This is a genomic window from Streptomyces sp. NPDC014995 (assembly GCF_043080745.1).
Taxonomy (GTDB): Bacteria; Actinomycetota; Actinomycetes; order Streptomycetales; family Streptomycetaceae; genus Streptomyces.
This window is the reverse complement of sequence record NZ_JBIBVX010000015.1, coordinates 28,266-42,252: the sequence shown is the minus strand read 5'-3', so window position 1 is coordinate 42,252 and position 13,987 is coordinate 28,266. Positions and strand designations below refer to the sequence as shown.

The window sequence follows — 13,987 nt, the reverse complement described above, 5'->3', positions numbered from 1 at the left end:
GGTGGATTTGAGAGGAATCTGTAGCTCCGGTTAATTCGTGATCATATGAACGTATGGGAAAAGTGCGGGAGCGACACATGAGGCACCTCAAAGGCGGACCCGAGCCTGACAAACATATGTTGCGGCGAGAGCTCCTCGCGGTGAGAAACGGGTTGACGACGGATGACGTGCGAGAGGCGGCCACCGGGCTGGCCCAGCACGCCCTGCAACTCCCGGAGTTGGCCCACGCGCGGACGGTCGCGGCGTACGTCTCCGTGGGGAGCGAGCCCGGAACGCTCGCGCTGCTGGACGCGCTGCGCGAGCGGGGGGTGCGCGTCCTGCTCCCCGCCCTGTTGCCCGACAACGATCTCGACTGGGGCGCCTACGCCGGTGAGGGCTCCCTCGCGCGGATCCAACACGGCGGGAGGATGGCCCTCTTCGAGCCCGTGGGCGAGCGCCTGGGCCCCGACGCCGTGACGGACGCCGACGTGGTCCTGCTGCCGGGCCTCGCCGTCGACGCGCGGGGCATGCGCCTGGGGCGCGGCGGCGGCTCCTACGACCGTGTGCTGGCGCGACTGGAGCGCGCCGGCGCGCGCCCCACGCTGGTGGTGCTGCTGTACGACGCCGAGGTCGTGGAGCGCGTCCCGGAGGAGGCCCACGACCGGCCTGTGCACGCCGTGGTGACACCGTCGGGGGTGCGCCGCTTCAGCTGAGGCCGGCCGGAACGAGCCCGTGGACCTCATGAAAACCCCTGGACCTCACGGGAAGGGAAACCGTGGCCTCATGGAAAGGGAAACCCGTGGCCTCACGGAAAGGGGCCCTCCACGCGCGCGTGGAGGGCCCCTTTCACCGGCTCACGGCTTGAGCACGAGGGTGTCGCTGGTGTTCTTGTCGACCGCCTTCCGCGAGAAGGACCAGTCGAGCAGTTCACCCTTGGCCCACTTGTCGGTCTGGTCGGTGTAGTGGGCGCTGAAGGCGTGCCCGGAGGCACCGGTCAGATTGATCCACTTCGACTTGTCGAGGTCGTCGAGGTTGACCACCATCCGCATCGACGGCACCCAGACGACGTCGTAGCCGCCGGCGGCGTTCCAGCCGGCCGCGTTGACCGCCGCCTCACCGCCGCTGAGCTTCCACGGGCCGCGGTTGAGGATGTACTGAAGGTAGCCGGGGCCGCTGGTGCCCAGGGTGTTGTTCTTCAGGAACAGCCGGTGCAGCCGACCCCAGCTCCAGGTGTCGATGTCCTTGCCGAGCTTGGCGGTCAGCTCCCAGCGGGCGTCGATCATGGCACGCGCGAACAGCTTGTCGCGGTTGTGGTCGGCGCCGGGGCGCGTGCCCGTCGCGGGCGTCGTCCACCAGTCGCTGTCCGGCTTCTGCATGAGCTCGCGCACGACCTCGAACCAGCGGTCGCCGCCGTCCGGCTGCGCCTGGGTGCCATCGCGCTGGCCGCACTCGCGGACCTTGCCGGTGTCGTCGACGGGGCCGGTGCTGTTGACCGGTTCGACCCACAGGCACTGGCCCTTGACCCGCAGCTCCTTGGGCAGCTTGTTGCCGAAGGCCAGCTTGAGGATGTTGCGCCACACCGCGTTGAAGTAGGCGGCCGCGGCCGAGTCGGCGTCCTGCGTGTAGCCCCAGCCCCGCAGCAGGTCCTGCGCCTCGCGGACGTCCGGGTCGTCCAGGTTGATCTTCAGCAGCGCCGGCACCAGCATCCGTGCCATCTGGCTGTCGCTGTCCAGCTGCATCTGGCGCATGTCGTCCGTGGAGATCTTGCCGCCGCCCTTGATCTTCAGCTTGATCAGGTCGGTGATGCGCTGGCTGCGGGTGCCGTAGCCCCAGTCCGTGGTGAGCGTGTAGGGGTACTTGTCCGGGTCTATCACCGCCTGGTTGGCGGCGACGATGTAGCCGCGCTCCGGGTCGTACTCGTAGGGCAGCTCGTCGAAGTCGATGTAGCCGGTCCACTTGTACTTCGACAGCCAGCCCGGCGCCGGGATCGAGCCGTCGAGGCCCTTCGCGCGCGTGGGGATCTTTCCGGGCAGCTGGTAGCCGATGTGGTTCTCGGTGTCCGCGTAGACCAGGTTCTGCGAGGGCACGTCGAAAAGCTCGGCCGCGGCCCGGAAGTCGTCCCAGTCGGCCGCCCTGTTCATGGCGAAGACGGCGTCCATGCTGGTGCCGGGCTCCAGCGCGGTCCACTTCAGCGCGACGGCGTAGCCGTCACCGCGGTCGGGGGCCGCGGTGTCGACGGTCGCCTTCCTGCCGACCTTCACGAGTTCGTCGTCGCGGTCCGACAGCAGGGGCATCCCGTCCTCGGTCTGCCGTACGACGATCTTCTTGGACGTGCCGCCCGCGACCTTGATCGTCTCCTCGCGCGTGGTGAAGGGCTTCACCTTGCCGTCGTACTGGTAACCGTCGCCGGAGAGCTTCTCCAGGTAGAGGTCGGTGACGTCGACGCCGGAGTTGGTCATGCCCCAGGAGATGTTCTGGTTGTGGCCGATTATCACGCCGGGCATGCCCGCGAAGGTGTAGCCGGAGACGTCGTACTGGCACGTGCTGGAGACGGTGCGGCAGTGCAGGCCCATCTGGTACCAGACGGACGGCAGCGAGGCCGACAGGTGCGGGTCGTTGGCCAGCAGCGGCTTGCCGGTGATCGTGTGCTCCCCGGCGACGACCCAGGAGTTGGAGCCGATGCCGTTGCCGTTCACGCCGACGGCCGTGGGCAGGTCGTCCAGGACGTCGTAGAGGCCCGAGAGCTGGCTCTGGAGGGCCGAACCGTCGGTGCCCGAGGAGGTGCCCGCGGAGGTGCCCGAGGACGTGTCCGTGCCGTCCGCCGTGCCGTCCGCGGAGGTGCCGTCGGATTCGCCCGAGTCGCCCTGCTCGAACGTCCCGGCCGACTCGTCGTACCGGCCGTCCTGGACGATCGCCTGGTTGCGGTCGTACGGGTACTCGGGGTAGAGGTCCTTGATCTGCTGGGGGCCGAGTCGGCTGGTCAGCAGGGCGCGGTCGATCTCGTCCTGCATGTTGCCGCGCAGGTCCCAGGCCATCGCCTTCAGCCAGGAGACCGAGTCGACCGGGGTCCACTCGGCGGGCTTGTAGTCGTTGGTGAACCCGAGGGCCGCGTACTCCAGCGAGATGTCCTCGGCGCCCTTGCCGCGCAGGTAGGCGTTGACTCCCTTGGCGTACGCCTGGAGGTACTTCTTCGTGGCGGCCGACAGCTCGGTGTCGTACTCCTGCTTGGCGACGCGGTCCCAGCCCAGGGTGCGCAGGAACTCGTCGTTGTCGACCTGGCCCTTGCCGAACATCTCCGACAGGCGCCCGGACGTCATGTGCCGGCGCACGTCCATCTCGTAGAACCGGTCCTGCGCCTGGACGTAGCCCTGCGCCATGAACAGGTCCTCGTCGGAGGAGGCGTAGACCTGCGGGATGCCGTTGCCGTCCCGCTTCACGTCGACCGGTCCCGAGAGGCCCTCGAGCGTGATCGAACCCTTGGTCTGCGGGAAGGAGGCACGGACGGTACTGACGGACCAGAAGGCGCCGTAGGCGATGCCGCCGATGAGCGCCAGCACCAGTACGAGCACGATCAGACGGGCTTTGCGCCCCTTCTTCCTGCCGGACTTGCCGGGCTTGTCACCCGTTGTGGCGGTGGTGTTGGGGGGCATCGCTGTCCTTGCTGTCCTAACGCGAGCGGCAGGCGGTCCTGGAGTGCTGGAGCAACCATAGGCGCAGGGGTCCGCGGCACTTGACGCGGAGTCGGCAACCAGCACGGAGGGAGCTTCGATCTTGCCTCGGTGAACGTCAAGAAATCGTCAAGAGTTAGGTAAGGTAACGAAGTAGTTGGGTGCGGAGTGTGCCGCTTCGTGTCCCATGTACATGTGCACCCGCGCGCGCGGAGCGTGCGCCAGGAAAAGGGAACCGCCGCTGACTGTCCACCACCTCAACCAGCTCCTGCTCGTCTGCTCGCTCGTCCTGCTCGTCGCCGTCGCGGCGGTCCGGATCTCCTCGCGCAGCGGGCTCCCCAGCCTGCTCGTCTACCTGGGCATCGGCGTCCTCATGGGCCAGGACGGCATCGGCGACATCCACTTCGACAACGCCGAACTGACCCAGGTCATCGGATACGCGGCCCTGGTGGTGATCCTGGCCGAGGGCGGCCTGGGCACGAAGTGGAAGGAGGTCAGGCCGGTCCTGCCGGCCGCCTCCACGCTGGCGCTGGCCGGGGTCGCGGTGAGCGTCGGAGTCACGGCGGCGAGCGCGCACTACCTGGTCGGGCTGGAGTGGCGGCAGGCGCTCATCGTCGGCGCGGTGGTGTCCTCGACGGACGCGGCGGCGGTCTTCTCCGTCCTGCGCAAGATCCCCCTGCCCGCGCGCGTGACGGGCACACTGGAGGCCGAGTCCGGCTTCAACGACGCCCCCGTGGTCATCCTGGTCGTCGCCTTCTCCGCCGCGGGCCCCGTCGAGCACTGGTACCTGCTGCTGGGCGAGATCGCGCTGGAGCTGGCCATCGGCGCCGCCGTCGGCCTCGCGGTGGGCTGGCTGGGCTCCTGGGGCCTGCGCCACGTCGCGCTGCCCGCCTCCGGCCTCTACCCGATCGCCGTCATGGCCATCGCGGTCACGGCGTACGCGGCGGGCGCGCTGGCACACGGCAGCGGCTTCCTGGCCGTCTACCTGGCGTCCATGATCATGGGCAACGCGAAGCTGCCGCACTGGCCCGCCACGCGCGGGTTCGCCGACGGGCTCGGCTGGATCGCCCAGATCGGCATGTTCGTCCTGCTCGGCCTGCTGGTCACCCCGCACGAGCTGATCGAGGACGTGTGGCCCGCGCTCGTCATCGGACTGGTGCTGACCATGGTGGCGCGCCCGCTCAGCGTCGTGCTCTGCCTGACGCCGTTCCGGGTGTCGTGGCAGGAGCAGACGCTGATGTCCTGGGCCGGACTGCGCGGAGCCGTACCGATCATCCTGGCCACGATCCCCATGGTGGAGGGCGTCGAGGCCAGCCGCCGGATCTTCAACATCGTCTTCATCCTGGTCGTCGCCTACACCCTGATCCAGGGACCGACGCTCCCCTGGCTGGCCCGCAGGCTCCACCTGGGCAAGGACACCGAGGCCGCCGACCTCGGCATCGAGTCGGCGCCCCTGGAGCGGCTGCGCGGACACCTGCTGTCCGTCGCGATCCCCGAGGGCTCGAAGATGCACGGCGTCGAGATCAACGAGCTGCGCCTGCCCGCGGGGGCCGCCGTCACCCTCGTCGTCCGCGACGGCACCTCGTTCGTCCCGCTGCCGACGACGGTGCTGCGGCGCGGCGACGAACTCCTCGTCGTCGCCACCGACCCCGTGCGCGACGCGGCCGAACGACGCCTGCGCGCCGTGGGACGCGGCGGCAAGCTGGCCGGCTGGCTCGGCATGAACGGCAACGGGCGTTAAGTGCGTGTTTCCTACCGTTCACACGGCCCTCATTCACAGGTGACCGGCCCCGTGGTGCTCGTTTTCACAGGCCCAGTGGGTGGCGATCCCTGTACGATGAAGGCGCACGTTGATCGAACCAACTCTGCCTGACGCAGAGCTGGCGCGACCGTATGGCGGCCGCGACGCCCCCGCAGTGGGCGCCGGTATCTACCGCAGTACGCGCAAGAGGACAGCTCTCGGCGCCCCCGGACGACGCACCAAGGGGCCGCGCTACCAGGCGGCAGAAAGGCACGGGCCGTGGCGTCCACGGTCACCTCCGAGCCGGCGAAGGAATCGCCGGCGTCCTCCCGCCCGGGATACGGGCAGCTGCTGCGCACCCGCGGCGCATGGACGTTCCTGCTGCCCGGCTTCGCGGCGCGCCAGCCGTTCGCGATGCTCACCCTCTCCATCGTGCTGCTCGTGCAGCACACCACCGGCTCCTACGGCGCGGCGGGCGCCGCCGCGGCCGTCACCGGCGTCTCCATGGCACTGTGCGCGCCCTACAGCGGGCGTCTCGCGGACCGCTACGGTCAGCGGGCGGTGCTGATCCCCGGCGTGCTCCTGCACGCGCTGTCGGGTCTCACCCTCACGGCCCTCGCACTGGCCGACGCCCCCCTGTGGGCGCTGTTCGCGGCGGCCGTGCCCACGGGCGCCTCGGTCCCGCAGATCGGGCCGATGGTCCGCGCCCGCTGGGGCGTGGCGCTCAAGGGCTCGCCCCTGATGACCACCGCGGCGGCCTTCGAGTCTGTCACCGACGAGCTGACCTTCGTCGTCGGCCCGCTGCTGGCGACCGCCCTGTGCACCACCGTGAACCCGGCCGCCGGCCTGGTGACCGAGGCCTCGCTGACCCTGCTCGGCGGCCTGCTGTTCGCGGCACGGAAGAGCACACAGCCGCCCGTCGCCGGCGCCGGGCACGCGCGCGTGGAGCGCACCTCGGCCCTGAGCGTCCCCGGCGTGCGCGTGCTGATCGTGACGTTCCTGGGCATCGGCTCCGTCTTCGGCGGCATGCAGGTGTCGCTGGCCGCGTTCACCGAGTCGATCGGCGAGCCCGGTCTGAACGGCGTCCTGTACGGGACGTTCGCCGCGGGCAACATGATCTCCGGCCTGGTCTGCGGCGCCATCGCCTGGAAGGCGGCCCCGCAGCACCGCCTCGTCGCCGGGTACGCCGCGCTGGCGCTGGCAGCCTCCGGCCTGTGGGCCGCCCACTCGGTGCTCGTCCTGGCCGGCCTCGGCCTCCTGGTCGGCATGTGCATCGCGCCCGCGCTGATCACCGGCTACACGCTGGTCGAGAGCCTGGTCCCGGCCGGGGCGCGGACCGAGGCGTTCACCTGGCTGACCGGCGCGGTGGCGCTCGGCCAGGCGGCGGCCGTGACGGTCGCCGGACAACTGGAGGACCGCCTCTGGGGCGGCGCCGGGTTCCTGGTGCCGATGGGCGGCACCGTCCTGGCCCTGGCGACCCTGGTGGCCCTGCGCTCCCGGCTGATGGCGGGGTCCCGAGGCCGTACCGTCGCACGTGGCGTCGGTCACCGCGTGCCGGTGGCAGTGGACTGATGCTCCGGAATACGTCAGTATGGATCGTCGTTAGCACTCATTGAGTGAGAGTGCCAGGAGGAAGACAGTGCCGACCTACCAGTACCAGTGCACCGAGTGCGGCGAGGGCCTCGAGGCGGTGCAGAAGTTCACCGACGACGCCCTGACCGAGTGCCCCAGCTGCGGTGGCCGCCTCAAGAAGGTGTTCTCCGCGGTCGGCATCGTCTTCAAGGGCTCCGGCTTCTACCGCAACGACAGCCGCGGCTCCTCGTCAAGCAGCTCGCCGGCGTCGTCCTCGTCGTCGACGTCCTCGTCTGCTTCGTCGGCCTCGACCTCGTCGTCGTCCTCGTCGTCCTCGGACACGAAGTCGTCGAGCTCCAGCACCTCGGCCGGCACCTCCGCCGCGTAAGGCTCTTTCCCGGGACCCCGACGTCGTACGACGTCGGGGTCCCGGTGTCGTACGACGCCGGGGTCCTCGGCGTCGCGGAGTGTCCTCCCGCCTTCGCGAAGCCGGGACCAGCGCGTGTTCGATTCCGGCTACTGTGCTGGTCATGGCGAACGCAGAGATCGGCGTAATCGGCGGCTCGGGCTTCTACTCGTTCCTCGACGACGTGACCGAGATCCAGGTGGACACCCCGTACGGACCGCCCAGCGACTCCCTCTTCCTCGGCGAGATCGCCGGCCGGCGGGTGGCCTTCCTGCCCCGGCACGGACGCGGCCACCATCTGCCGCCCCACCGCATCAACTACCGGGCCAACCTGTGGGCTCTGCGCTCGGTCGGGGTGCGGCAGGTCCTCGGACCGTGCGCGGTGGGCGGCCTGCGTCCCGAGTACGGGCCCGGCACGCTGCTCGTGCCGGATCAGCTGGTCGACCGGACGAAGTCACGGGCCGGGACGTACTTCGACGGGCTGCCGCTGCCCGACGGTTCACTGCCCAACGTGGTGCACGTGTCGCTGGCCGACCCCTACTGCCCCGCCGGGCGCGCGGCAGCGCTGAAGGCGGCGCGCGGCCGGGACTGGGAGCCGGTGGACGGCGGGACGCTGGTCGTGATCGAGGGCCCGCGGTTCTCGACCCGTGCCGAATCGCTGTGGCACCAGGCCCAGGGCTGGTCGGTGGTGGGCATGACGGGCCACCCGGAGGCGGCGCTCGCCCGCGAACTGGAGTTGTGCTACGCGTCGTTGACGCTGGTCACCGACCTGGACGCGGGCGCCGAGACCGGCGAGGGCGTCTCGCACGAGGAGGTGCTGCGGGTGTTCTCGGCCAACGTCGACCGGCTGCGGGGCGTGCTCTTCGACGCGGTGGCCGCACTGCCCACGACGGCTGAACGGGACTGCCTGTGCACGAACGCGCTGGGCGGGATGGATCCGGGGTTCGCCCTGCCGTAACGGGGGCCGGAGGTGGGGGCGCGGGGATGGGGGCGCCGGGATGGCGGCGCGGGGATGGCGATGCCGGGAGGGGATGCGGAGCTGGGGTGCCGACGGGTGCCGAGACGGGATTCGGAGGAGATGCGGGTTCGGAGGAGATGCGGGTTCGGAGATGAGGGTTAGGAGGCGGAACTCATCATTCGGGTGAGGGAGTTGTCCACAACCTGTTGGTAGTCCACCTGCTCCTGCGGGCGGCGGCGAGAAGGCCCATCGTGGCTTCGCAAGCCGATCCCTCGTCGCAGGTGGTGACTCCGTGCCTCCCTCTCCCCCGCCCATCCCGTCCACTCCTTCCGTCTTTCGCCCTTCTGCCTCTCGCCCTTCCGCCTCTCGCCCTTCCGTCTCTCCCTTCGTCTTCCCGTCCGCCCCGCGTCCGCCGGGCGCGGACGTCCCGGCCACGTGCGAGGTGCCGCCGTTCGCTCCCGTGCGCGTACGCGGCGGGCGGTATCGGCTGCGGCGGCTCGTCCGCAGCCGCAGGCGTGCCCTGGCACTCGGCCTCGTCGTCACCGCTGCCGCGTTCGTGGCGGCCGGACGGGGACCGGGGGACGCCGACCGTGCCCGCGGGCACCCCGGTGAGGACACCCAGGCCCAGGCGCGCGCAGGGTCGTCGACAGGCGATCCCGTACGCCGACGCCCCGCAGTCGAGACCGTCGAGGCGCCGGTGCGGATCACCGACGCGGCCACCGTACGGCTGTTGCGGCCCGGTGACCGGGTCGACGTCATCGCCGCCGAGCAGACGGCCACGGGCGGCGAGGCCCATGTCGTCGCGCGCAGGGCGCTCGTGACGAGGGTGCCGGAACCGCTGGACGGGACGCTCACGGCGACCGCCTCGGGCGGCACGGGCGGCTCGGACGGGATGGACGGCATGGACGGCACGAGCGGCATGGACCACCTGGCCGGTGCGGTCGACGGGGGCGCGCTGGTCGTGCTGTCGGTGCCCCGGTCGACCGCCGCACGCCTGGTGGGAGCCGGTGCGACGGGCCGTCTGGCGGTGACCCTATGGTGAGCTTCGTTGTCCGCTTCCTGCGCGGCGTGCTGTCGAGTCCCTGGGTCGGGCTGTCCACTCGGACGCCTCGGTCTCGCCCCGACGTAGGTTGCGGAACTGTCCGTTCCACCACCTGCGCATGCGAGGAGTGTCCCCGAGGTGAGCGAGAACAAGAAGGAACCGAGCGTCTTGCAGGGCTTCAAGGCCTTCCTGATGCGCGGGAACGTCGTCGATCTGGCAGTCGCGGTGGTGATCGGCGCGGCCTTCACGAACATCGTCAACGCGGTGGTGAAGGGAATCATCAACCCGCTGGTCGGCGCGTTCGGCACCAAGAACCTGGACAGCTACAGCTCCTGCCTCAAAGGTCCCTGCACCGGCACGGGCGACGCCGCGACGGGTGTCCGGATCCTGTGGGGCTCCGTCCTGGGCGCCACGCTCACCTTCGTGATCACCGCGGCGGTGGTCTATTTCCTGATGGTGCTGCCCATGTCCAGGTACCTGGCGAGGCAGGAGGAGCGCCGGAAGGCGCGGGAGGGCGCGCACGAGGTCATCGAGGTGACCGAGCTGGAGGTGCTCAAGGAGATCCGCGACGCGCTGGTCGCCCAGCGGGGCGCGGGTCACAACGAGCCGTAACGGGCCCTCTCCGGACCGCCCTGCGGGCGGCGCGGGTTCAGCCGCCTCTTGCGCGATGGCTTCTGCCGCCTCTTCCCCGACGGGTGCTGCCGCCTCTTGCCCGACGGATTCTGCCGCCTCTTGGCCGGCAGGTTCAGAGGTGGTGGGGCGGCTTCTCGTCGAGGAAGCGCTTGAGGTCGGCCGCGCTGTCGGCGCCGGCCGCCGGACGCTCGCCCCACCCGCTGTCCGTGTCGTCCGAGGACTGCTGGTCCAACGGGTCGTCGAAGATCAGCGCGGCCTTCGGCTCACGCGGCTCGGGGGCGGAGGGGGTACTCATGCCTCCAGGGTACGGCCCCCGCGGGTACGGCCCCGGGGGCGCCGGCCACGGCGTCGACCACGGCGTCGACCCCGGGGCCGACGCCGCCGGGGCTCCCCCGATCGCCGCCCGAAGGGCCCGGCGGTGGCCGGACGCCAGCCCATGCCCAGGGTCTGACCTGGGATTCCCGTGCACTGTCCGGCAAGGTTTCCCGGCGGTCATCTGCTGTGCTGGGACCCATGACGAGCAGCCCCACTCCCCCACCCTCCTCCACTCCCCCGCCCTCCCCCTCCGGCACGCCCGCCCACGCGAGACCCGTACGCAGACTCACCGCGCGCGGGCGCGCAGATGTCCACCGGGCCGCCACGCCGCTCGAGCTCTTCTTCGACCTCTGCTTCGTCGTGGCCGTCGCCCAGGCGGGCATCCAACTGGTGCACTCCGTGGCGGAGTCCCACACGGGCGAGGGGCTCATCAACTACGCGATGGTCTTCTTCGCCATCTGGTGGGCGTGGATGAACTTCACGTGGTTCGCCTCGGCGTACGACAACGACGACGTCCTCTACCGGGTCGTCACGCTGATCCAGATCGCCGGCGTCCTGGTCCTCGCGGCGGGGGTGTCCCCGGCGTTCGAGGAGCACGACTTCCTGGCCGTCTGGCTGGGCTACCTCATCATGCGGTTCGCCATGACCGCGCAGTGGCTGCGTGCCGCGCGGTCGAGCGAGGGCCCGGAGAGGGCCATGGCACTGCGGTACGCCGGTGGTGTCGTGCTCTGCCAGATCGGCTGGGTGGGGCTGTTGCTCCTGCCCGAGGGCGGCAGGGCGTGGCTGTTCCTGGTGATGGCCCTGCTGGAGATGTGCGTGCCGGTCTACGCCGAGAAGGACCGCCCGACCGCCTGGCACCCGCACCACATCGCGGAGCGCTACGGGCTGTTCACGATCATCGTGCTCGGCGAGACGATCGCCGCGGCCACGGTCGCCGTGAAGTCCGGCTTCGAGGAGAACCAGGCGCTGGACGAGCTGCTGCCGATCGCCGCGGGCGGGCTGCTGATCATCTTCGCCGCCTGGTGGATCTACTTCGTGGTGCCGATCCACGGGCATCTGCGCTCCAGCCGGGAGGCGTTCGTGTGGGGCTACGGCCACTACGTCGTCTTCGCTTCGGCGGCGGCGATCGGCGCGGGCCTGGAGGTGGCCGTCGAGCAGGCGGTCGGCAAGGCGCATCTGTCCACGCTCGCCGCGTCGGCGGCGGTGACCCTGCCGACGGCGCTGTACCTGCTCACCGTGTGGGCGCTGCACGCGCGCCACTTCAAGGTGGGCCTGACCCAGCAGCTCGTCCTGCCGGTCACCGCGCTGCTGGTGATCTGCTGCACCTTCCTGGGCGAGTGGGCCGTCCTCGCGGCCGGCCTGGTGTCGGCACTGTCGGTGGCGACCGGGACGACGCTGACGGCGCGCCGGGCCGCACGTGCGAGCGCGCAGCGGGCTTCGGACGCGGCGGGGTAAGTCCCGCCGGCCGCGCGGCGCGCTGGGTGAGACTGGCTGCCATGACAGTTGACGCTCTGACGGACGTCCCCGGTGTGCGGGTGGGCCACGCCACGCGCACCGGCGACGGTTGGCTCACCGGCACCACGGTCGTCCTCGCGCCGGAGGGCGGGGCGGTCGCCGCCGTGGACGTGCGGGGCGGCGGCCCCGGCACGAAGGAGACCGACGCCCTCGACCCGCGCAACGTGGTGCAGCGGATCGACGCGATCGTGCTGACCGGTGGCAGCGCCTACGGGCTCGACGCGGCGTCCGGGGTGATGGCCTGGCTGGAGGAGCGGGGGCGCGGGGTGCCGGTCGGTCCGGCTCCGGCGCACGTCGTGCCGGTGGTGCCGGCCGCCTGCGTCTTCGACCTGGGCCGCGGTGGCGACTTCCGGGCCCGCCCGGACGCGGCCACCGGCCGGGCGGCGGTCGAGGCGGCCGCGGCGAGCGAGCCCGGCGCGCGCGTGCCGGAGGGCTGCGTGGGCGCCGGGACGGGCGCCGCGGTCGGGGCGATGAAGGGCGGGGTGGGCACCGCCGCCACGGTGCTCGACTCCGGGATCACGGTGGCCGCGCTGGTCGTGGCGAACGCGGTGGGGTCGGTGACGGATCCCGGCACGGGAGTGCTGTACGGGGAGATGTTCCAGGGGCGTGTGGAGTACCCGGAGGCGCGCGTGCACGACAGCGCCCTCCGGCGCCTGGCGGAGAGCGCCGCGAAGAACGCGCCCGCTCCTCTCAACACGACGCTCGCGGTGGTGGCAACCGACGCGGACCTGACGAAGGCGCAGGCGCAGAAGCTGGCGGGCACCGCGCACGACGGCATCGCACGCGCGGTACGGCCGGTGCACCTGCTTCACGACGGGGACACGGTGTTCGCGCTGGCGACGGGCACTCGCCCGCTCACCCCCGAGCACCCGCTGGCGCTGAACGACGTCCTCGCGGCGGGCGCGGACCTGGTGACCCGCGCGATCGTACGGGCCGTGCGCGCCGCGGAGTCGGTGGAGGCCGTGGGCGGGGTGTGGCCGTCGTACACGGAGTTGTACGGCGGGAGATAGCGGCCGCGAGCGGGCACCGCGTGGGTGATTGCCCCGGTTCCGCCAGGTGATCAACAGGGGGGAACGCGGCGTGGAGCGCGTGGATCGGCGGGAGCGCCGTCCGACGGGGCGGACGGTACGCCGTGAGGCGCTGCGGCTCCGTCGGCGCGGGCGGGAGCGGGTCCGGCCGTTTCGGCGGGAGCGGGTCCGGCCGTTTCGGCGGGAGCGGCCGTTGACCGGCGGTTTCTGACGGATCATCGGCCCGTGCGGGAACATCTCGCGCGGCCCCCGCGTTTTCCCGACGTACGTTTTCTCGGATCCCGGACATGATGTCCGACCGAGGGGCTACGGTATGCACCCACAAGGTGACATGCAGCAACGCCGGGAGAAACCTTGAGCGTTCCGTACGAGACGGCAGCGCACGAACCAGCCGAGTCGCCCGAGACTCCGGAGGAGCACCTCGCGCGGCTCCTCGGTCGCGCCCTGAACTCGTTCGAGCTGCCCGACGACACGATAAGGCGGCTCGACTGCGCGCTCGCGCACGACAGCTCGCTGCACTCCGCGCACCACAGCGCGGGGCTGCACCGCGAGACCTACCGGCACACCTGGCTGCTGGCCGACGGCTCCGCGCTGACCCTGTGGGAACTCGTCCACAACCCCGAGCCGGACAGCGAGCCGCAGCACGAGGTGTACGTCGACGAGGAGGAGCTGCGCGCCGCCACGGCCCGGTTGCCGCTGCCGCCGGACGCGCCCGACTTCGAACTGCCGGTGTTCGTGCAGCTGTCGCCGGTCCCCGCGCCACGGCATGTGTACGTGCCGGACGACTCGGCGGACCACGCCCGCCGGCTCCTGCGCCGCGCGGAGAACGCCGACCGGCCCGGCGCGGACACGGCCACACTGCTGAGGACGGCGTTCGCGCACCAGATCACGCAGGCCTTCGGGCGGCCGTGCCGGGCGGGGCGCATCGGTCTGGGATTCGCCCTCTACGAGCACGCGTTCCTGCTCCGTGACGGCCGGGAGATCTCCCTGTGGGAGGTCGAGCACACGGCGACGCCCGACGGGCGGCACATGTGCGAGGTGTATCCGTCGGAGGACGCGGCCCGGGAGGCGATGGAACGGCGGGCGGCCCAGGTCTCCTGACGGCCGCCCCGGAGCACGCCGGTGGGCGT

At 71.3% G+C, this 13,987-nt stretch carries 12 protein-coding genes; 10 read left to right on the top strand and 2 right to left on the bottom strand.

The features are described 5' to 3' along the window. Positions 1 to 77 precede the first annotated feature (77 nt). Positions 78 to 692, top strand: coding sequence for a 5-formyltetrahydrofolate cyclo-ligase (locus ACF1A1_RS28170; protein WP_392003801.1), 615 nt, complete (start codon positions 78 to 80; stop codon positions 690 to 692). 141 nt (positions 693 to 833) lie between these two features. On the opposite strand, the gene ACF1A1_RS28165 is transcribed toward ACF1A1_RS28170, so the two are convergent. Further along, entirely contained in the window at positions 834 to 3,629 is a 2,796-nt protein-coding gene (locus tag ACF1A1_RS28165; RefSeq protein ID WP_392003800.1) for a penicillin acylase family protein, read from the bottom strand. Between the two features lie 205 nt (positions 3,630 to 3,834). Between ACF1A1_RS28165 and ACF1A1_RS28160 the strand changes: the two genes are divergently transcribed. The 6 genes from ACF1A1_RS28160 (at position 3,835) to mscL (ending at position 9,978) form a co-directional block, all read left to right on the top strand. Next, the gene (locus ACF1A1_RS28160; RefSeq protein WP_392003799.1) at positions 3,835 to 5,388 is read left to right on the top strand and encodes a potassium/proton antiporter; all 1,554 of its coding nucleotides are present in this window, start codon (positions 3,835 to 3,837) and stop codon (positions 5,386 to 5,388) included. Positions 5,389 to 5,667: 279 nt separating this feature from the next. Beyond that, the gene (locus ACF1A1_RS28155) at positions 5,668 to 6,960 is read left to right on the top strand and encodes an MFS transporter (RefSeq protein ID WP_392003798.1); all 1,293 of its coding nucleotides are present in this window, start codon (positions 5,668 to 5,670) and stop codon (positions 6,958 to 6,960) included. A gap of 67 nt (positions 6,961 to 7,027) precedes the next feature. Continuing rightward, a complete protein-coding gene (locus tag ACF1A1_RS28150) occupies positions 7,028 to 7,348 on the top strand; it encodes an FmdB family zinc ribbon protein (RefSeq protein ID WP_392003797.1) in 321 nt (106 codons plus the stop codon). 142 nt (positions 7,349 to 7,490) lie between these two features. Further along, positions 7,491 to 8,324: an S-methyl-5'-thioadenosine phosphorylase gene (locus ACF1A1_RS28145; protein WP_392003796.1), complete on the top strand. Its 834-nt coding sequence runs from the start codon at positions 7,491 to 7,493 to the stop codon at positions 8,322 to 8,324. 313 nt (positions 8,325 to 8,637) lie between these two features. Continuing rightward, a complete protein-coding gene (locus ACF1A1_RS28140) occupies positions 8,638 to 9,366 on the top strand; it encodes a hypothetical protein (protein ID WP_392003977.1) in 729 nt (242 codons plus the stop codon). 138 nt (positions 9,367 to 9,504) lie between these two features. Then, a complete protein-coding gene (gene mscL / locus ACF1A1_RS28135; RefSeq protein ID WP_392003795.1) occupies positions 9,505 to 9,978 on the top strand; it encodes a large conductance mechanosensitive channel protein MscL in 474 nt (157 codons plus the stop codon). 133 nt (positions 9,979 to 10,111) lie between these two features. Here the strand turns inward: mscL and ACF1A1_RS28130 are convergent, their stop codons facing one another. Beyond that, positions 10,112 to 10,294: a hypothetical protein gene (locus tag ACF1A1_RS28130; protein ID WP_392003794.1), complete on the bottom strand. Its 183-nt coding sequence runs from the start codon at positions 10,292 to 10,294 to the stop codon at positions 10,112 to 10,114. Positions 10,295 to 10,512: 218 nt separating this feature from the next. Here ACF1A1_RS28130 and ACF1A1_RS28125 point away from each other — a divergent pair, with 218 nt between their 5' ends. The 3 genes from ACF1A1_RS28125 (at position 10,513) to ACF1A1_RS28115 (ending at position 13,958) form a co-directional block, all read left to right on the top strand. Continuing rightward, entirely contained in the window at positions 10,513 to 11,769 is a 1,257-nt protein-coding gene (locus ACF1A1_RS28125) for a low temperature requirement protein A (protein ID WP_392003793.1), read from the top strand. Between the two features lie 41 nt (positions 11,770 to 11,810). Continuing rightward, positions 11,811 to 12,839, top strand: a complete 1,029-nt coding sequence (locus ACF1A1_RS28120; protein WP_392003792.1) for a P1 family peptidase — start codon at positions 11,811 to 11,813, stop codon at positions 12,837 to 12,839. Positions 12,840 to 13,211: 372 nt separating this feature from the next. After that, positions 13,212 to 13,958: a DUF6227 family protein gene (locus ACF1A1_RS28115; protein WP_392003791.1), complete on the top strand. Its 747-nt coding sequence runs from the start codon at positions 13,212 to 13,214 to the stop codon at positions 13,956 to 13,958. The last annotated feature ends 29 nt before the right edge of the window (positions 13,959 to 13,987 follow it).